The organism is Halorubrum salipaludis, from assembly GCF_002286985.1.
Taxonomy (GTDB): Archaea; Halobacteriota; Halobacteria; order Halobacteriales; family Haloferacaceae; genus Halorubrum; species Halorubrum salipaludis.
Genome location: NZ_NSKC01000002.1, coordinates 477,785 through 496,654, shown reverse-complemented (window position 1 = coordinate 496,654; position 18,870 = coordinate 477,785). Strand labels below are relative to the sequence as shown.

17 protein-coding genes are annotated in these 18,870 nt (G+C 68.7%); 7 read left to right on the top strand and 10 right to left on the bottom strand.

All coding sequences use genetic code 11. The annotated features are described in order from the left end of the window. Positions 1 to 231: 231 nt before the first annotated feature. From CK500_RS05100 to CK500_RS05085, 4 genes are all read left to right on the top strand, one after another. Positions 232 to 1,143: an ADP-ribosylglycohydrolase family protein gene (locus CK500_RS05100; protein ID WP_095636167.1), complete on the top strand. Its 912-nt coding sequence runs from the start codon at positions 232 to 234 to the stop codon at positions 1,141 to 1,143. Between the two features lie 289 nt (positions 1,144 to 1,432). Beyond that, positions 1,433 to 2,128: a PH domain-containing protein gene (locus tag CK500_RS05095; protein WP_095636166.1), complete on the top strand. Its 696-nt coding sequence runs from the start codon at positions 1,433 to 1,435 to the stop codon at positions 2,126 to 2,128. Between the two features lie 6 nt (positions 2,129 to 2,134). Continuing rightward, positions 2,135 to 2,707, top strand: a complete 573-nt coding sequence (locus tag CK500_RS05090; protein WP_095636165.1) for a PH domain-containing protein — start codon at positions 2,135 to 2,137, stop codon at positions 2,705 to 2,707. Between the two features lie 132 nt (positions 2,708 to 2,839). Further along, complete coding sequence (locus CK500_RS05085) at positions 2,840 to 3,763, top strand: DMT family transporter (RefSeq protein WP_095636164.1); 924 nt, start codon at positions 2,840 to 2,842, stop codon at positions 3,761 to 3,763. Between the two features lie 140 nt (positions 3,764 to 3,903). Here the strand turns inward: CK500_RS05085 and CK500_RS05080 are convergent, their stop codons facing one another. From CK500_RS05080 to CK500_RS05070, 3 genes are all read right to left on the bottom strand, one after another. After that, positions 3,904 to 4,467, bottom strand: coding sequence for a hypothetical protein (locus tag CK500_RS05080; protein ID WP_095636163.1), 564 nt, complete (start codon positions 4,465 to 4,467; stop codon positions 3,904 to 3,906). Between the two features lie 65 nt (positions 4,468 to 4,532). Further along, positions 4,533 to 4,853, bottom strand: coding sequence for a transcription factor S (locus CK500_RS05075; protein ID WP_095636162.1), 321 nt, complete (start codon positions 4,851 to 4,853; stop codon positions 4,533 to 4,535). Positions 4,854 to 4,926: 73 nt separating this feature from the next. Continuing rightward, a complete protein-coding gene (locus CK500_RS05070; protein WP_095636161.1) occupies positions 4,927 to 5,799 on the bottom strand; it encodes an alanyl-tRNA editing protein in 873 nt (290 codons plus the stop codon). Between the two features lie 152 nt (positions 5,800 to 5,951). Between CK500_RS05070 and CK500_RS05065 the strand changes: the two genes are divergently transcribed. Further along, complete coding sequence (locus CK500_RS05065; protein ID WP_095636160.1) at positions 5,952 to 7,790, top strand: DUF7289 family protein; 1,839 nt, start codon at positions 5,952 to 5,954, stop codon at positions 7,788 to 7,790. A 56-nt stretch (positions 7,791 to 7,846) separates the two neighbouring features. Here the strand turns inward: CK500_RS05065 and CK500_RS05060 are convergent, their stop codons facing one another. The 7 genes from CK500_RS05060 to CK500_RS05030 are packed head-to-tail and all read right to left on the bottom strand — an operon-like array spanning position 7,847 to position 17,166. Beyond that, positions 7,847 to 8,671, bottom strand: a complete 825-nt coding sequence (locus tag CK500_RS05060; protein ID WP_095636159.1) for a DUF7289 family protein — start codon at positions 8,669 to 8,671, stop codon at positions 7,847 to 7,849. Further along, entirely contained in the window at positions 8,668 to 9,162 is a 495-nt protein-coding gene (locus tag CK500_RS05055) for a DUF7266 family protein (protein WP_095636158.1), read from the bottom strand. The genes CK500_RS05060 and CK500_RS05055 overlap by 4 nt, the downstream gene beginning before the upstream one ends. Then, positions 9,155 to 10,114, bottom strand: coding sequence for a DUF7261 family protein (locus tag CK500_RS05050; RefSeq protein WP_144049518.1), 960 nt, complete (start codon positions 10,112 to 10,114; stop codon positions 9,155 to 9,157). Before CK500_RS05050 ends, CK500_RS05055 begins: the two co-directional genes overlap by 8 nt. Further along, positions 10,102 to 10,707, bottom strand: coding sequence for a DUF7288 family protein (locus tag CK500_RS05045; RefSeq protein ID WP_095636156.1), 606 nt, complete (start codon positions 10,705 to 10,707; stop codon positions 10,102 to 10,104). Before CK500_RS05045 ends, CK500_RS05050 begins: the two co-directional genes overlap by 13 nt. Positions 10,708 to 10,709: 2 nt before the next feature. Next, a complete protein-coding gene (locus CK500_RS05040; RefSeq protein ID WP_095636155.1) occupies positions 10,710 to 11,282 on the bottom strand; it encodes a DUF7287 family protein in 573 nt (190 codons plus the stop codon). Continuing rightward, positions 11,272 to 13,317: a type II secretion system F family protein gene (locus CK500_RS05035; RefSeq protein WP_095636154.1), complete on the bottom strand. Its 2,046-nt coding sequence runs from the start codon at positions 13,315 to 13,317 to the stop codon at positions 11,272 to 11,274. The genes CK500_RS05040 and CK500_RS05035 overlap by 11 nt, the downstream gene beginning before the upstream one ends. Positions 13,318 to 13,344: 27 nt before the next feature. Continuing rightward, positions 13,345 to 17,166, bottom strand: coding sequence for an ATPase, T2SS/T4P/T4SS family (locus CK500_RS05030; protein ID WP_095636153.1), 3,822 nt, complete (start codon positions 17,164 to 17,166; stop codon positions 13,345 to 13,347). Positions 17,167 to 17,367: 201 nt separating this feature from the next. On the opposite strand from CK500_RS05030, the gene CK500_RS05025 reads away from it, so the two are divergent. Together CK500_RS05025 and CK500_RS05020 are read left to right on the top strand one after the other, a co-directional pair. Then, the gene (locus CK500_RS05025; protein ID WP_095636249.1) at positions 17,368 to 17,976 is read left to right on the top strand and encodes a trimeric intracellular cation channel family protein; all 609 of its coding nucleotides are present in this window, start codon (positions 17,368 to 17,370) and stop codon (positions 17,974 to 17,976) included. Between the two features lie 54 nt (positions 17,977 to 18,030). Then, positions 18,031 to 18,732, top strand: coding sequence for a DUF1405 domain-containing protein (locus CK500_RS05020; protein ID WP_095636152.1), 702 nt, complete (start codon positions 18,031 to 18,033; stop codon positions 18,730 to 18,732). Positions 18,733 to 18,870 lie beyond the last annotated feature (138 nt).

Here is an 18,870-nt window from a genome sequence, read left to right as displayed (position 1 = left end):
CGGTTCAAATCCCGGCCGGCGCATTTCTCGAACGAAGTGAGAGAGATCGCCGCCCGTACCCTCGCTCACTCCGTTCGCTCGCGAGAGTCTCGGCCAGCGCACTTCTCGGCGCTTCACCCTCTGAGAGCTGTATCGAGCAGGGGCGGAATACCGGGAAACCCCCGTACAGGAACGAACCCCGCCGCGTGACTGCGACCCTACATTTTTCGCGGCAGTAGTCGTTGATGACGTATGGATCCGGACCGAGCACGCGGTGTCCTCCTCGGGTTGGCGTGTGGCGACGCGCTTGGGCGGCCGGTCGAGTTCAGATCGGCGTCGGCGATCAGTGCCGAACACGGTCGCCTCGACGAGATGGTCGGGGACGGGACCTGGAACCAGCCCGCCGGGACGATCACCGACGATACCGAACAGGCGCTGTGTATCGCCCGCAGCCTCGTCGATCAGCAGGCGTTCGATCCGGCGGACGTCGCGGCCCGGTTCGTTGACTGGTACGACAGCGGACCGTTCGACATCGGAGGGATGACGTTGAGGTCGCTCAGCCGGCTCAAACGCGGCGACGCGTTGGACGAAGCGGGAAAACACGTCTGGGAACAGAGCCGAGAAGGCCAGAACGCGGGCAACGGAAGCGTGATGCGGTGTGCACCACTCGCGATCCCGTACTCGACGGAGTGGGAGCGACTCGCGGAGGTGAGCCGTCAGTCCTCGCAGATCACGCACGCCGATCCGCGGTGTACCGACGGCTGTGCGGTTCTGAACCTCACGATCGCGGGTCTTCTCGACGACGCAGACGCGCCGTTACAGGCTGCGCTCGATCACGTCGGCTCAGACGTGCCCGACGAGCTCGTGACGGCGCTCGAACCGGTGGCTCGCGGCGAGACGCCCGCCACGTTGGAGACGTCAGGCTACGTCGTCCATTCGCTACAGACGGCGCTCCACGATGGGCTCCGAGCGGAGACCGCCGAAGAGGCGATCGCGACGGCCGTGAACCGTGGCGGGGACGCTGATACGATCGGCGCGATTGCCGGTGCCGTCGCCGGCGCGCGATTTGGAGCGTCGCAGCTCCCGGACCGATGGTCGGCTGCGATCGACGAGACGGATGAACTCGGGGCACTTGCGACGAAGCTCGAAGGAATGTCAGCGTGAATCGCCTCGGAGCCGAGTGGTTCGAGGGCGTCTCTCGTCGTCACGGAAGCTGTGACTTCGGTACGGCCCCGAAGCTTCCCGTATCTACGACGCGCTTTATAGACACGCGCTGATCTCCACACCACACGAGGCGTACTCTTTCGTCGTTCCCGACGATTTGCTACTTGAGAGCGTCTCACGGATGGTCTCACCTGCGATCCGGGGCGGGTAGTCAAACGAGAGGCCACGATCGCGACGGTGTTCTCGCTCCGTCGGGAGTTTAATACAGCCATCTGACAAACTGCCACCCATGTCCGAGTCGTCCACTCTCGACCCAGACACTGCTGACTGGTTAACTCTTGACGCGGATGAAGAGATTATTTGGTCTGGGAAACCCCACGAGAGTAGCTTGATCCCGGCGCTCGTCGTCGGACTGCCCCTCTCGATCGTCCTCATCGGGTTGTTCATCATCGCCGGGGCCTATCTGCAACGCGAGAATACGCAGTACGTTGTGACGACAGACGGGCTATACACGAAAACGGGAATCCTCTCGCGTGACGTCCAGCGCATCGATTTCGGAAAGGTGCAGAACACCTCTTACAGCCAGGATTTCTTCGGTTCCCGGTTCGGTTACGGAAACGTCGATATCTCGACCGCCGGCGGTTCGGGTATCGAGATGCAGTTCCGGTCAGTCCCCGACCCGCGCGAGATTCAGGAGCTCATCAACAAGCGAGTGAAGGGGAGTCGTGGCGAACCGACGACGGAATCGGGCGAAACCAAGCGCGACGTACTCGATGAGATCCTCGTCGAACTCAGGGAGATCCGCTCCACTCTCGAAGCACAACGGGAGACGACGGGATCCACGTCGGCTACGACCTCCGACGTCGGCGATGGGGCAGGCGAACGATCGACCGGCGAGGACACCGCCAACCGGAACGAGATCGAGAGTAGCAACCAGAGAGCCGGGAACTCTCCCGCCGATCGAGAGTCGGCCGATGAACGATAGCCAGCCATGACGGAGTCGATCGATCCGGCGATCCCGCTCGACCCCGACGAGTCGGTCGAATGGTCCGGCCGCCCGCGGATCACTACCATCCTCCCGACAGTCGTGATCGGCGTTCTCCTCGTCGTCGCCGGAATCGTGGTCAGTGTTACTCAAGGGGCCCCGATCTTCCTCGCAGTCGTTCCATTCGGCGTTGCGATCCCGGTCTGGAAGTATTTCGCTCTCCGAGGCGTGCAGTACGTGATAACGGACGAAGCACTCTACGTGAAATGCGGCGTGTTGTCCCGATCTGTCACTCAGGCGAACCTCGAAACCGTCCAGAACAGCTCGTTTGGACAGGACATCACGGGGTCCATCTTCGGATACGGCTCAGTTACGTTCGAAATCGCTGGCGGAGAGGACCTCTCGTTCCGAGCGATCGAAGACCCTCGTGCAATCCGGGCGCTCGTCGATCGAACGGGATCGAACGACGACGGTGTCGGCGGGAGTAATCGTCGGGAATCCGCTATCCCTGGGGATCTGACGCAGTGGCAGCAAGTCCGTGACGAGATCCGAGCGATTCGCAGGTCCCTCGAAGAATAGTCGTTGAGAAAGCCTCGGGGAAGACGGTGTACTTACTGCTCCTCGTCGGAGCGCTCGCCAACCGCGTCCTGACGTTCAGAGTGTCGGGGCGGTTCGACGCATATTTCGCCGTTGGCGGCGACCTCCGCGTGAATGAGTCGCTACGGGACGGCCGGCCGGTTCGTGCTCCTGTGTGCCGTCTGGGGAACGGCGTTCATGGCGACGGACGTCGGCTTGGCCGATCTCCCTGCGGTGCCGTTCGCGGCCGTGCGCTTCGACGTCGCCGCCGCGCTGCTGTTCGCCGCCGTGTTCGCCTCCGGTGCGGACGTCCGCCCTCGGACTCGGGACGACTACGTCTACGTGCTCGTCGGCGGCGCGCTCATTATCGGGGCCCACCACGCGTTCCTCTTCGCCGGCCAGCAGTACGTCACGGGCGGTGTCGCCGCCGTGCTGTTGGGGCTTGTCCCCGTGGTGACGCCCGCGCTCACGCGGCTCGTCTCCACCGACGAGGAGTTCACCACCGCCACCGCGGTCGGCGTCGCGCTCGGGTTCGCCGGCGTCGTCGTCATCGCCGACCCCGACCCCACGAACTTCGCGGACAGCGTCCTCGGCGTATCGCTGGTGCTCGCCTCCGCGCTCGCGTTCGCCGTCGCCGCGGTCGTCACGCACAGCCGATCGCCGTCGATGCCGTTCCTCTCCACGCAGGCGTGGATGATGGCCACCGGCGCCGTCGTCCTCCACGCCGCCGTGTTCGCGCTCCCCGGGCAATCGTTCGCGACCGCCACGTGGACGCCGTCCGCGCTCGGCGCGCTCGCGTACCTCTCCGCGGTCGCCGGCGTCGGCGGCTTCCTGCTGTACTTCACGCTGCTGGACGACCTCGGCCCGATCGAGATGAGCTTCATCGAGTACGTGATCCCCGTGTTCGCGGCGCTGGCGGGCTGGCTCGTGCTCGGACAGGAAGTGACGCCCGCGACCGTCGCCGGGTTCGCGTTCATCCTCGCGGGGTTCGTCGCCGCCAAGTGGCGGGCGCTGCGTGGGGTCGCACGTAGTTTTCGATTCCCCGGGAGAGCCTCCTGAACGCGCTCTCGATCTTGCCGATCGCGACCGCTATGCTCGTCGGACCCTCTCCCGAGACGTTCCCGCCGAATAACGGCTCGACGGTCCCGTCGGATGCGTCTCTCCCGAGCAGTCCGGTTGAGCGAGATCGCCGCCGTGAGTCACACCGAACGTCCCCCGCCGTCGCCGGGCGACTCGATTCCGCGTACGATCCCGAGCAGCTCTCGACGGGCGGCTTCCGGACCCGCTCCGGCCGGATACGACACCTCGTCGAGGGGATACGCACCGCCGCCGAGGAGGTACTCGTCTGCGCTCCACACCGCGAGCAGCGCCTCGATCGGGACCCGGCCGTCTCCGGGACCTGCGCGGGCGACCCCGCGAAACGTCGAGAGCGTCGCCCGCGACGCTCTCGGATCGTCGATCGCGATCTCCCGGTCGCCGCGGTGCTCGATCCGTTCGATGTCGCGTTCGGCGAGCCGATCCCGGAACCCCGACCGCGCCCGTCGCTCGACGAGCGCGGTGAGCCCGGAGTTCGGCGCGGTCGCCGGGCGGATGCGCAGGCGGCTCGCGAAACAGAACGGGCGCGGCGGCTCCCGCGCGGCGCGCTCGTACCGCACCGTGCTCGCGTCGACCGAGACGGGGCCCGCGGCGAACGCCCGCTCCGTCGTCTCGTCGACGCGCTGCCACCCCTCGAGGCGGTCGCTGGGAACGACGGGCGGCTCCATGGGCGGCGTTCTCCGCCGAGCCCCCTAAAAGGAACCGGCGCTCGGCCGACGGCGGGGTCGCTCGCTCAGTGGTCGTCTTCGCGCCACTTGTGCTCGCACTCGGTACAGACGAAGAAGCGCGTCTCGGACTCGTCGGCCGAGCGGATCTGCTGCATGTACCAGTAGGCGCGGTCGTTTCCGCACTCCGGACAGTGGGCCGTCGTCTGCGGAAGCCCCTTGTCCTCCGCGTCGCTCACGTCGACGATCTCCGACTCGACCTGCGACTCGGTGGTCCACTGATCGTCCTCCTCCTCGCGTCCGATCTCGTAGCCGCAGGAGTCGCATACCCAGTGGTCCTCGCCCTCGCCGGACTTCATCATCGATCCGCACTCGTCGCAGAACTTCATGGCGGAACCAACCGCGGATCGTATATAAGCGGCGGGATCGCGGGCCGAGGAGTGCGACCTCGTGCCGCCGCCGTCAGTCTCCGCCGTCGACGTGGTCGGCCAGCGCGAACCGGACGCGCTCCTCTTCCGCCCCCTTCGTCTCTCGACCGGTGACGACGACCTCGCCGATCTCGGCGGTGTTCGCGACGTGCGTTCCGGCGCAGGCGGTCCGGTCGTAGGGGGCGGCGTCCGGACCGGTTCCGCCGATCTCGACGATCCGCAGCTCGTCGATCGAGTCGGGAAGGAGATCGATCCGCGTGCGGTCGGTGTCGAGCGTCGCTTCGGCGGTCTCGCGCTCCATCGTGTAGCTACGCACGGGGCGCTCGTCGCCCACGAGCTCGTTGAGCCGGTCCTCGATCCGCGCGAGGTCGCCGTCGTCGAAGCGCTCGTACGCCGCGTCGAGGTGCGCGTGGTCGTCGTAGAGCTGATTCCCCGTCGTCCTCGCGTCGAACTCCGCCAAGAGCAGCGCCGAAAGCAGATGCTGGGCGGTGTGATACCGGGAGTGCGCGCGCCGCCGCGCCGCGTCGACCTCGCCAACGACGGTCGTTCCGGGTTCGAGGAGGGAGAGGGCGTCGCCGGCCGGGGCGTCGTCGAGCGATTCGGCGGGGGAGTCGTCGGCGACTCCGGACCCCGTGCCTCCCGCGGGCTCGAGGGTGTGGTAGACGGCGTCCTTTTTCTGTACGTCGACGACGCGCCAGCGTCGGCCGGCATTCCCGTCATCCGCCGCGCCGCCGTCCGAATGATCCTTCTCGTCCGCGACCCGGAGGGTCCCCGTATCGTGCGGTTGACCGCCGCACGTCGGGTAGAAGTGCGTCCGGTCGAGGACGACCCGGTCGTCGAGGACGCGCTCGACGGTCGCCTCGAACGTCGTCACCGCGTCGTCCGCGAGGTAGAGCTCCTCGGTCATGCCCGGACGTTGCGGTGCCGCGGGCTTCAGTGGTGCGCCCGGCGGCGCTTCCCCTCGGGGGCGCGAACCGCCGACCGCCATCGGGGCAAAACTGCTCTCAGATCCGATATTCGGATGTCGACGTTTATCAGCGCTCCGGACGTAGTGCCCGCATGAACAGCCCCGAGCGCGCGCAGAGCGAGGTCATCGGGACCGTGCTGCTCCTGGGGCTCACGATCGCGGCGATCGGGATCACCGTCGGGGTGGGGTCGACCGCGCTCGCGGACGCGCAGTCGTCCGCCGACATCGAGCGTATCGAGGGGTCGATGACGCAGGTGGACTCGAAGGCGAGCCTCGTCGCCCACGGCGGGTCGACGAGCCAGCGCGTCCGGCTCGACCCCAGTCGCGAGGCCGACGTGCGGGTCGACGGCGAGGCGGGGACGATGCGGATCGAGGTGGAGGCGGAAAACGAGGACGGCGACATCGAGACGCAAACGGAGAACGTCACCCTCGGGGCCGTCGTCTACGAGCGCGGCGACGACCGCGTGGCGTATCAGGGCGGCGGCGTCTGGCGCTCGAACGGGGACGGGTCGTGGATGGTCTCCCCGCCGGAGTTCCACTACCGCGGCGACACGCTCACGCTCCCGCTCGTGACGGTCGACGGGGACGGGCGGCTCGACGACTCCGCGGTCGTCGCGGGCGACACGAAACACCCCGAGGGACTGTTCCCCTCGGAGAACGTCTCGAACCCGCTGCTCGGCGGGAACGTCACGATCACCGTCGAGAGCGAGTACGCGGAGGCGTGGGGTCGCTTCTTCGAAACCCGCACGTCGGCGAACGTCACGCAGCTCTCGGAGACCGAGGTCCGGGTCGCGCTCCGCACGGAGACGGTCCATCCGACACTCAGCACGAGCGTCTCGGCGACGGCGAGCTCGAAGCTCGCCCTCGGTGAGGTAACCAGTCTGTACGCCGACAGCTACGACTCGTCGGACGGCTCGTACAATTCGAGCTCCGCAAGAGACGGAGCTCGGATACAGACGAGCGGGAAATTCCACCTCAACGCAAGGGGCGGGCGCGGCGATCCGGACTCGATCACGGTGCGCGGGGACGTCGTGGCTCCATCATTCAGCCCGTCGAGAACTAGCGATGTCTGGCAAGATAACACGAATATTTCCGGCGATCTGATACAATCGGACGGAAGAGCGAGCGTCGATCCCATCTCCGGGGCGATAACTGCGCGCATGGACCGGATCCGCGACGAGAACCTCGCGTCTGAGGGCGCGTTCAGGGACGGGTTCGAACACGACAACGGCTCGGAGATGACGATCGACGAGGACACCTACGTCAACGGCGGCGTGGAAGTTTCAGACGGAAGCACCCTCCGGATCGAAAACGGCGCGACCGTTCACATCAGCGGCGACCTCGACGTGAGCGGGTCGAGCGAGGTCGTGTTTGACAACGCCGGCGGTAACGTCGCCGTCTTGGTCGAACACGAGCTCGCGATGCAAGATACGGCCGCGATCAGCTCGGTGGGTGGGGACCTTGGAGAGCCTGGAGAGACTGTGGAAGACAACCGGAACCAGCTGTTCGTCGACGGCCCGGTCGGCATCGTCGGCGAGGCCGCGATCGCGACCGACGATACCACCCGGTTCGAGCTGTACAACACCGGCGCCGTCAACGTGGAAGACCAGGCGACGATCGCCGCCGACGGCGACGTGACCCGGAACCTCTGGTGGTATTCGAGCGCGGCGGACATCTACTTCGAAGGCGACCAGGGCGACGGAATCGACTTCGCCGGGGTGTTGTACGCTCCGACGAGCGGGGTGGAACTCCAAGACGATATGACGTTCAAGGGGTCGTTCACCTCCGCCAGCTTCGAGTTCGACGACGCCGACCTCAGCCTCCACTACGACGAGTCGCTCGCCACGCTGCAGCCGTTCGAAGGCGATTCGGTCCCCGTGGTGAGCCACCTCCACGTCTCCACGCACCGGGTGACGATCGAGAGCGACTAACCCCCCAGACGGTGGCCGAGACGACCGAGACGACCGTTCGATCGGTCCGCACCCGGTCACCGACGCAGTTCGATGATCCGAACGGTCTCGCGGACGTACACCGTCTCGGAGTGTCCAAGCTCCGCGACGGCGACCCCCTCCGTCCCGGCGGGCGTCGCGTTCCCGAACCCGTCCGTCTCCTCGAAGTACCGCCCCCACGCGTCCGGGTGTTCGGTCTCGACCCAGAGGTACAGCGTCTCCCCGTCCCCCTCGAAGCGCTCGGTCTCCGAGTTCGTGGTCGCGTCCTCGACCGTCGTGATCTGAACGGTCCCCTCGCCGGCGACGCTGTCGCCGCCGGAGCCGCGAACGAGCGCGACGATCGGAATCGTCGTCCGGTCGTCCGCGGCGACGAAGCGGGGTTCGGACAGCATCACGGAGCCGTCCCCGTCGCCGCGGACTAAGGCCCCGGCGTCGTACGCGATCGTCGTCCCGCCGTCCCGGTACGCGAGGGGCCTCGACGTCCACGCGGCGACGGTGCGGTTGTCGACCTCGCCGGGATCGCTGGTGTTCGCGAGGGTGAACCGCGTCTCCCCCGTGACCGAGAGGGTGCCGCCGGCCAGCCGGACCTCAGTCGCCCGGTTTGGATCGCCGTACCGCTGGATGTCCCGGAGGTTGTCGTCGAACACCTCGAACGCGCGCTCGACGTTGTCGACGCGCTCGGCCTCCCGCCGGTCCTCCACGCCGGAGATCCCGACGGCGAACACCGTGCCGATGGTGATCGTGATGAGCGAGAACACGAGGATGTAGCCGACGACGTCGCTCACCCCCCGCTCGTCCTCCACGAGGGAAGGGCCGCCGGGGATCCCTCCGATCGAAACCGTCCGAGAGCGTCGGTCGCTCATCGCTCCGCCACCTCCAGCGTCTCCGTCCCGCTGTCGTACTGGATCCGGACCGGACCGCCCCGAACGTTCGACTCGGAGACGGTCACGTTCGCCGCGTGAGGGATCTCGACGGCCATCTCCGGGTCGTCGGTCCGCAGCGTCACGCTCGCGTTGGTGACCGCGATCCGGTAGGGACGCCCGGCCAGCCGCGTCGGGAGGTCGACGGCGACCGAGACGTTCGCCGGCGCGGCGCCCGCCGGGCGTCCCGACTCCGCCGCCCGCGCGAGGCGGTCCGCGCTCTCGAGGTTCGCGACCGCCGTCTGCCCGGTCACTTCGAGGTCCCCCCTGACCACCCGGTCGGTCTGCGAGTCGACGACCCCGCCGATCCCGATGACGACGCCCGAGAGCAGCACGGCGCCGATCGCGAGCGTCAGCACGTACCCGACTGCGGTGCTCACCCCCCGCTCGTCGCCGCCGAACCGCGGGCGCTCGGGACCCCGCCGATCACGCATCGGGCTCACCCGGGGCGACCCGAACCGTGGTCTCGAACCGGAGGTCGGCGGTCCGGTAGCGGAGGTCGATCGTCGCGTCGTACACGGCCTCTCGCACCGTCAGCGCGGTGTCGCTTGCGGGCTCCGTGGCCGACTCCACGGTCGCGGTCGCCGCCGCCCCGACGCCGTCGGCGTTCTCGAACTCGATGTCGTACTCGTCGTCGCCCAAGTCGGCCGGCCAGACGCCGGGACACGGCTCGCCGTCGAGCCGGTCGCCGGTGAGATCGAGCGTGACGGGGTCTCCGGTCGCGGCCGACCGACACAGCTCGGTCGGCGTCGAGCCGTTCTCGCCGCCGGCGACCACCACGTCTCCCCCGTTCTCGTAGAGGTACACCTCGCGGGTGCCGCCGGCCGCAGAGCGGTTGAACACGGCGGCGAACGCCTCGCTGCTCGCGTTCGCCGCGTCCGTCGACGGCAGAGCGCTCTCGTTCGTGAGCGAAAACGCGCGGATCCGATCGACGTCGGGCGCGGTCGTCGAGTCGTTGACCGGGCCGGAGAGGTACCACCCCGGCGTCGTGTCGACGGGCTCGACGACCGCGATCCCGCCCCGGCTCGCGTACCGCCCCGAGAGGTTCCGGTTGAGCTCGTCGACGCCGGCTTCGATCTCCGCGCCGGTCGCGGTCCCGTTCCGGTTGGTGGCGTCGATCAGCGCCCCGGTCTCCTCGACCGCGGCCGCGCGGACCTCCAGCGCCTCCCCGTCGGCGGCCTCGACGCCCCGGGTCGCGACGTTCTCGCTGTAGATGCTCGCGTTCAGGAGGACCACGAGCGCCACGAGCGAGACGGCGACGACGAGCCCGGATATCAACAGGAGCTGGCCGCGGTCCGCGTCCCGGAAGCGACGGTCGGCCGGACGGCGGTCGCCGCCGGAGCCGTCGCCGCCGTCAGCGCCGTCGCCGCCGATCACAGCTGCCATACGACGATGCGCACCTCCATGCGGTCGTAGATCGCGCCGTCGGCGGCGTCGACGGCGTAGAACTCCCCGGGGTCGCTCCCGTCTGACAGCCCCGCCAGCGTCGCGTTCTCGTACCCGGGCATGGTGAGGTTCGCGTCGTCGGTGAGCACGACGGTGCGAGTCGCCGTCACGGCGTTGTCGCTCGGCGACCCCATGTTCACCATCGTCGTCACCTCCTCGTTCCGCTCGCCGTGCGCGACGCGGACGTTGAACGCGATCCGCCGCTCGCCGAAGGTCCGGTCCAGCGCCTCGCCGAACCCGTTCGGCGGCCCGCCCCGCGCGAAGTGGTCGGGATTCCCGTCGGCGGTGAACGACTCGTTCTCCGGGTCCCACCGGAGCAGGGCGTCCTCGAGGTCCCCGTTCGCGGCGCTGGTCTCCAGCAGGTCGGTGGCGACGGCGCGCTGCTGGTTCTCCAGGTGCTGGTTCGACGTGCTGGCCGACAGCGGCGTGACGGCGGTCGCCTGCAGCGCGAACGTCAGCCCGACCACGATCAAGATTGCGGCGGCGAACGCCTCCAGGGTGTGCGCCTGCGCGCGGTCCTCTGTGCCGGACATCGTCACCACACCCACACCGTGAGCCGGTACTGGTCGCCGTGGATCGAGACGATCCGCTGCGAGACGCTGACGTCCCGGCGAGCGAGGCCAGCGGGATCGTCCGTGGTCCGGCTCAGGGTCACGTCGCGGCTCGCGTGGCGGGTGTCGATCGCCACCGTCGAGGCGTTGCCGATCGGCGCCGACTCGTTCAGCGAGTGGACCACGACCAGCACCTCTTCGTCGAGGCCGAACCGCGACGCGGCGTCGTCTTCGGTCTCCTCGGGACAGCCGGCATCGGCGGCGAGGCTGGCGTTCCCCTCGAAGAAGGCGGCGGTGCACGCGGGCGACAACACCCCCGGTTCCGTCGGCGACGTGGCCAGCACGTCGCTCGCGAGCCCGGCCGCGACGCGGTCGCTCACCACCGGCGAGGCGGTCGCCGCCCCGGAGAACGGATCGAACACGGTCGGGACGAAGGCGATCACGAACGCGAGCGTCAGCAGGAACACGCCGGCGCCGACCGCGAAGTCGATCGGGGTCTGCGCGCGGGCGACCGTCGGGTCCCGGCGCTTGACCGGTGAGAGCCGCCTATCCCACATAGATCCACACCCCCAGCGCGAGCGTCATCAGGACCACGGCAAACTTGACGCCGGAGACGATGTCGGCGCTCCGGATGTAGCCGCTGATGAACCCGGAGAGGATCGCCTGCAGCGTCACGGCGTGGAAGAACAACAGCGAGAGCACCTCGGGGTCGACGCCCCCGCCGCCCCCGAAGCCGGCGCCGCCCGCGCCCCCGGCGGCCGCCCCGCTGTCGGCCTGCGAGGAGAGCCCGCCCATCACGTCGATGAACTGCGTCTGGAGGATCGCCATCACGCCCAGCAGGGTGACGTACGTCATCACGATGATCGCCACCTGCATCCGGGTCCGGGAGATGCGCTCGCGATCGATGTCGTCCTGGTTCTCGGAGGCCTGCGCTGCGGTGGTCAACACGTCTGTGATCTGCGAGGACGCCTCCTGCGCCTCCGAGATGAGCTTCACCGTCCGTGCGAGCCGCGGGACCGCGTACTTGTTGTTGAACTCGACGAGGGCGTCCCGCAGGCTCATCCCGTAGTTCACCTTCGCGTGGACCACCTCGAACTCCTCGGCGAGCTTCCCGCTCGACGTTTCCGAGACCGTCTGCACCGATTCGAGCAGGGTCTGGCCGGTGTCGTTCGCGGAGGAGAGCTTCCGGAGGCTCTCGGAGAGCTTCCCCGTGATCGCCCGCTTGGACCGCTGGCTCCACTCGTGGAACACCGCGAGCGGCCCCATCACGAGGTACGCGGGGACGTACACCCAGACGAACGTCGACCACACCGGCCGGTCCACCCACCCGTCGAACGTCGTCGGCGCGTTCCCCGAGGCGACCGCGACGCCGACGATGACGAGCGCGGCCGGCACGGTCAACGCGAGCGTGTACAGCGGGTTGTCCCGGAGGAACAGGTGCGGCGCGGCGACGATCTGTTTGGTCTTGTACGTCCCCTCGCGGTCGCGGATCCGGTCGAAGACGCCGAATCGACCGACGAACGCCTCGATCAGTCCGAAGTGGAGCAGGCCCTCTTGGCTGGTCTGCCGCAGCCGCTCGCTTCCCCCGTCGGGGTGGAGGTAGCCGTCGCCGGGTTCGTCCTGCTTGACGGTGGAGACGAGCACGAGGAAGCCCGCGCCGGTCAGCGGGATGAGGACGTACACCGTCGCGTACAGCAGGCGGTCGTCGGCCTCGCCCATCATCCCCATGATGACGAGGATGATGATGAGGAGGAGGGGGAAAAGCGAGAGCGTCATGTACATCTCGCCGAACAGCTCCAGCGTCTCCAGCGTCATCTCGCGCTCCTGTTTTGACGTGCGGAGGTGTTTCTCCTTTTTGTCCTTCAGGAAGCTCTCCATGTCGCCGCCGGAGTTGACGATCGAGAGCATGTCCGCGAGGAACTGCGAGAGCTCGTCGGACGGGGTCTCCAGCGACTGCTGGCGGATCGCGTTCCGGTAGTCGGTGCCGAAGTACTCCGTCTCGTTGACGATGCTCTGGAACTCCCGGGACACCTCGCCGTAGGTGTCCTCCGCCGTCGCCATCGATCGCAGGATCTCCAGCTGGTTGAGCCCTCCCACGGAGAGGGCGTACATGAACGACACCGAGTCCGCGAGCAGGAGGTTGATCTCGCGCTCTCGCGCCGACGCCCGTGAGTAGGGGATCGCGAGCACGCCGCCGAACCCGATTGCGAACCCGATCGACCCGAACACGAGCCCGCTGACGAGGACCGCGGCGGGCACGACGAGCGAGCGCAGGAACTCCTGAACCGCCGGCGTCGGCGCGGGCACGCCGAGCGAGAGCGTGTCGGGGTCGATCAGCCCGAGCGAGAACACGCCGTAGCCGGTCAGCGTCCCGAGCGCCCAGAGCGCCCCGCCGACGAGCAGCCCGACGCCCAGCGCCCGGGAGACGTACATCTCCACCTGGTCCGGCATCCGGGCCTCTGCGAGCTTGCGCTCGATGTCGCCGACGAAGTCGCCGTCGGCGTCGAAGAGCAGCTCGAAGACGGGGTAGAACAGCTCCGCGAGGATGTTCCCGTCGACGGAGCCGTCGCCGACGCCGGTGTCGAGGCTCACGCCGCCCACCTCGTCCGGATCATGCGACTACCGCTCCTCCGGGGACTCGACGGAGCCGAACCCCCAGTCGTCGATGTCGCCGTCGTCGGTGTCGTCGCCGTTTTCGCCGTCGTCCTCGGCGGGGTCGTCCGCGCCCTCTGCGGGGTCGTCCGTCCCCGCTTCGATAGCGTCGTCCGCGTCGTCTTCCGGGCCCCCGTCGACCATCTCGGCGTCGTCCGTGCCGATCGCTCCGCCGTCGACCGCGCCGCCGTCGACGTCCGCCCTCCCCCCGGAGTCGGTTCCGTCGGGCTGCGGGGCCGGGCTCGGATCGAGCACGTCGATCCCCTCGTCGAACGGTTCGTCGAAGTCGATTCCGTCGTCGGCGTCGGCGTTGACGGCGGCGTCCGCATCGTCGGTGCCGGCGGTGTCGCTCGCACCGGCCGCCTGCCCCTCGTCGACTGCCTGCCTCTCGTCGACCGTCTCCCCCTCGTCGACCTCATCGATCCCGTCGTCTGCGGCCGCCGCCGTCGGGCTCCGGTCCGCGAATTCTCTTTCGGACTCCGGTCCGGTTCCGAACCCGTCGCTCGGCGGTTCCGAGTCGGCGCGTTCGTCGCCGGGCTCGGCCGTCGCGGGTGCCGCGTCGCGCTCCCGGTCCATCTTCGTGTCCAGCGCCGCGGCCTCGTCGGCCGCCTGCGCGAGCGCCTCGCGGTCGGCGCCCGGCTCCGCCTCCACGTCGCGAGCCGGGGCGACGTCGAGCAGGGCGTCGGCGACGGAGTCCGGCATCCGGCCGCGGTACTCCGCAAACAGGTCCTCGGCCTCTGCGAGGATGCGCTCGACCTCCTCGCGGCCGGCCTCGTCCGGCTCCGGCCGCGGCACCATCTCCTCTTTGTCGCGGTCGACGTTGATCAGCACCGACTCCATCTCGCGGAGGTCCTCCAGCGACCGCTCTAGCTCCTCGTTGGCCATCAGCGCGAGCACCGTCTCCGGGTCGTTGATGAACGCCTGGAACGTCGCGGCCACCTGCGCGTAGCTGTTGAGCCCGCGGTCGATGAGGTACGCCAGCACGACGCGGCGCTTCCGCAGCTCCTCGTCGAGCGTCGCGCGGCTCCACCCGCGGTCGAACATGATGTCTTCGAGCGTGTTCGAGTCGCCCATCTGGAGGAATTCGTCGGTCTCGGCCTGCCACTGGAACACGTCTTGGACGTTGATCTCGTCGTTCTCGGCGTCGTAGTGATTGATCTCGGTCAGCGACTTGTTCCGGCGCACCTTCTTGCCCTGCACCCGCGTGGAGGTCTGGACGGAGACCAGATCGAGCGCGGTGAACATCGTCTTCGAGACGTTGATCGGGTCGGTGGTGAACCGCTTGAGCACCTCGCCGACGGAGTCGGCGTGGAACGTGGTGTAGGTGGTGTGGCCGGTCGACATCACCTGGAAGGCGGTCCGTCCCTCCTCGCCGCGGATCTCGCCCATGACGATGTAGTCGGGGCGCTGGCGGAGCGCGGCCTCCAGTAAGTCGAACTCGTCGATGTCCCCCTTGTCGTCGTCGGAGAAGGAGGGCCGCGTGACGGAGGCGATCCAGTTGCGCTGGGGGAGCTCGACCTCGCGGGTGTCCTCGATCGAGACGATCTTCGCGTTCGAGGGAATAAAGAGGGAGACGGCGTTCAGGCTCGTCGTCTTCCCGGAGGCGGTGCCCCCCGCGAAGATCAGGCTCTTGTGGTTCTCGATCGAGAGCCATAGAAAGGCCATCTCGTCGAGCGAGAACGTCTTCCAGTTGATCAGGTCGATCGGGGTGAAGGGCACGTCGTTGAACTGCCGGATCGTGTAGTTGGTCCCGTGGTCCGACACCTCGCGGCCGAGCGTGAGCTGTGCGCGGGAGCCGTCCGGCAGGGTGGCGTCCACCTGCGGGCGCCGCTTCGAGATCCCCTTCCCGGAGCGCTGCGCAAGCTTCACGACGAAGTCGTCGAGCTCGTCGGTGCCGTGGTAGACGTTGGTGATGATCTGCTCGTAGTCGGAGTGGTAGACGAAGACGGGGGAGTTGTACCCGTCACAGGAGATGTCCTCGACGTTGATGTCGTACTTGATCGGGTCGATGCGCTCGTAGCCGATGAAGTCCCGCTTGAGGTAGTAGAGCAGCTTCTCGACCTGGTGTTCCGAGAGCGTCTCCGGGTCCTCGGCAAGCACCGCCGGCTCGGGCCGGGCGAGCACCTTCGCGGGCGTCGACGTCGACTCCGTCGGCGGCTCGTACCCGAGCGACTCGGAGATGCGCCCGGTGATCCCCTCGGTGAGGTCGAAGCCGAAGCGGTCGGCGAGGTCGTCCACGAGGTCGTCGACGGCCCCGCGGGCGTCGTCGTCGCGCTCGTAGAGGTCGTACCGGTCGAGCAGCGTCAGCGTCTCGTCGACGATCACGCCTTCGCGGAACGCCTCGTCGCCGCCCGCGATCGACTCGTCGGCGTACTTGATCGAGGTCCGGAGCTTCCCGGTGAGGAACTCGACTAAGTCGGTCTCGATCTCGGTCCGGTGCGGCTGGACCGCGTAGTACTTCACCTCGTTCTCCTTCCGCGACCGGAACACGATCACGAACGCGTACGGCTTGTTCACCCAGTACCGCTCGATCTCGCGGAAGTGCCGCTTCTTCGGCATCGGCACCGCCTTCTCCAGGTCGTACCGGTTCGCGAGCGTGGTGTCGCCCTCGTCCGTCGAGAAGAACGCGTCCTCGTCGACTTCGGGGTTCACGTCGACCGTGCGCTCGTCGACCAGCTCCGCGAGCTCGGCCGCGGCGCTCCCGCCCGCGCCCAGCAGCTCCTCGGTCCGGTCGGGGTCGAACCCCAGCGCCTCGACCTTGTCCTCGTGCGTGAACTCCAGCGGCTCTTCTTCCCCCTCCTCGTTCTCGACCGTCGGCGGGTTCCCGTCCTCGTCGAGGAAGTACTCGTCGCGGTAGTCGTCCCACGTGTAGTACCCCTTGAGCACCGGCACCGAGTAGAGGTCGTACCGCGCCGAACACAGGTCCCAGAGGGCGTCGCCGACCGCCGCGGCCGCTCCGACGCGGTACCCCGTCTCCGAGGGGTCAAACCCGAGGAACTCGCTCGGATCGACGCCGATCCGGTCCCACTCCTCGCTCGTCGGCGCGCGGCGCGGGACCGACTCCACGTCGGCGCCCGCGGCGACCACGGCCCCGGGGACGCCCGCGCCGTCGACCGCGATACCGGGGCGGTCCGCGGGCTCGTCCGACGCATCGCGACCGCTTTCGTCCTCTACGCCGTCGTCGACCGTCGCGTCGTCCTCGTCATCAGCGTCGTCCGTGTCCGCGCCGTCTGTGTCTGAATCGTCCGCGTCGTCCGCGTCCGCGTCGTCCGTGTTCTCGTCGTCACCGCCGTCCGCGTCGTCCAGTTCTCCCGTCTCGTCGGCCGACCGCTCGGGATCGGGAGCCGCGGCCGCGGTCGAGGTCCCGGCGGGGACGACGGCCGCGCCGCTGAGGACGACGTGGTCGGGACCGATCACGAGGGTGCCCGCCTCGAGCGTCCCGTGTCCCGGGACGGGAGTGTCGCCGTCCGCCTCGTACGGCTCGTCGACGCCGGCGGCGCGGACCACCCGGTCGACGCCCGCTTCGAGGTGGGCCTCGACGGCGGTCGCGGGCACGACCGGCTCCTCGCCGATGTCGGCGTACAGCTCGTCCGCGGCTTCGTCGCGGCCGCGCTCGCGGAGGAACGAGCGCCACGAGTAGCGGCCCACCGAGACCGGCAGCTCTGACGGCGGGCGCTCCGGCGCCGATCGGTCCGAAGTCGGACGATCGGACGGGGAGCGATCGGACGCCGGCGATCCCGCCGTCTCGTCGGACGAGAGGGGCGAACGCTCGGCGTCCTCGGGTTCCATAGCTCCAACCACGGTTCTCCCGTTGAAAAAGGTGTCTCGCAAAACACCGGGACTGATAATCCCCGGTCGGAGAGTCGGTTCGTCCCGCCGGTTCCGGTCCGCCCCGTCGCTGTTGCGGCACACTCATGCGTCTCGCGGTCGTAACCGAACGCAGTGAGTCCAGGTCTCGCTGCGGCGCTGTTCGGCGACCCGTTCGCCGCGATGAACACGGTCGGATTAGTCGCGTTCGCGCTGGTCGGGTCGTCGAAGGCGATCCGCGAGGAGTTCGACCTGCTAGGGATCGTCGTTGTCGGGCTGGCGATGGCGTTCGCCGGCGGCGCGACCCGGGACCTGCTCGTCGCTCGCGTTCCGCTCGCGCTCCAGTCCCCGGTCGAGATCGGGCTGGGGCTGGTCGGCGTCGCGCTGGCGATCGGGCTGAACGCGGTGCTGTCGGCTCCGGAGACGCATCCGGTGACCCTCGTCTCGGACGCCGTCGGGCTGGCGGCGTTCGCGACGGCGGGCGCGATCGTCGCGACCGAGGTCGGCGTGTCGGCGTTCGGCGTCGTGGCGATCGCGACGATCAACGCCGTCGGCGGCGGCGCGTTCGCGGACATCCTCCTCGACCGGGCCCCCTTCATCCTCTTCGAGGACTTCTACGCGAGCTGTGCGGTCCTCGGCGGGGCCGCGTACTGGGCCGTCGGGCTGATCGGCGCGAGCGGCGGGACCGCCGCCGCGGCGTGCGCGGTCGTGACCGTCGGAACCCGGCTGGCTGCGGTCACGTACGGCTGGAACCTCCCGACGGCCCAGGCCCTGGAACTGCAACGGGAGTAACCGGGTCAGGCGGAGAGGGGGGCCCTTTAGGTCGTCGCGGGCGAAACGGGCGGTGTGACACGCTCCGACGCCTCGGGAGGGATCCGGTCGCTCGGTCGGCTCCGACGCGCGCCGGTCCGGCGGCGGGTCCGAGACGCGATCGCCGAGGAGCTGCTCGGCACGCCGCGGAGCCTCGCGGTCGTGTGCGGGTTCGCCGCGTTCATGCTCGCGGTCGGGATCGGGTACTACGCGCCGACCGCCGGGGAAGTCCCGGTCCCGCTGTGGCCCTTATACGCCGACTCCGCCGTCGCGGTCGGGCTCGGCGGGATCGTCCTTTTAAGCCTCGTTCCCACGGTCCGCCGCGGGGAGCGCGTGACCGACGCCCCGACCTCGCGCGGGCTCGCGTACCTCCAGACCGTCGCGTTCGTCTGGCTGGTCCAGTTCGGGCTCTGGCCGCTCGTCTCCCTGAACCTCGCCTTTTCGCAGTACGTCGCCGCCCCCGACGCGTGGATCTACTACTGGGGAGTCCTCGGCACCCACCTGCTCTTCGTCGGGCTCGCGCTGCTGTTCCCGGCGTTCGGCCGGACCACCCGCGGCGCGCTGGCGCTGGCGCTGGCGCTCGCCGTCGTCAACGTCGCCCTCGACTACGCGGTCGGCTACCACCCGCCGCTCCTCTACGAGCCCGGCCCCCTGCTGGCGGCCGCGACGCTCGCGATCGGCGTCGGATCGGTGTGGCTCGCGAGCCGGTCGTTCCGGCGGCTCGGCGAGGATCAGTAACAGTCGCCGCTACTTCCCACGTCGTTCGCAGTAGCGGGCACGGCGGGATCCCCACGAGCGAGCGAAGCGAGCGAGTGGGGGTCAGCCGTGCCCGCTCCTTCGCTTCGCTCAGTCGCGGGCACGGCGGGATTCGAACCT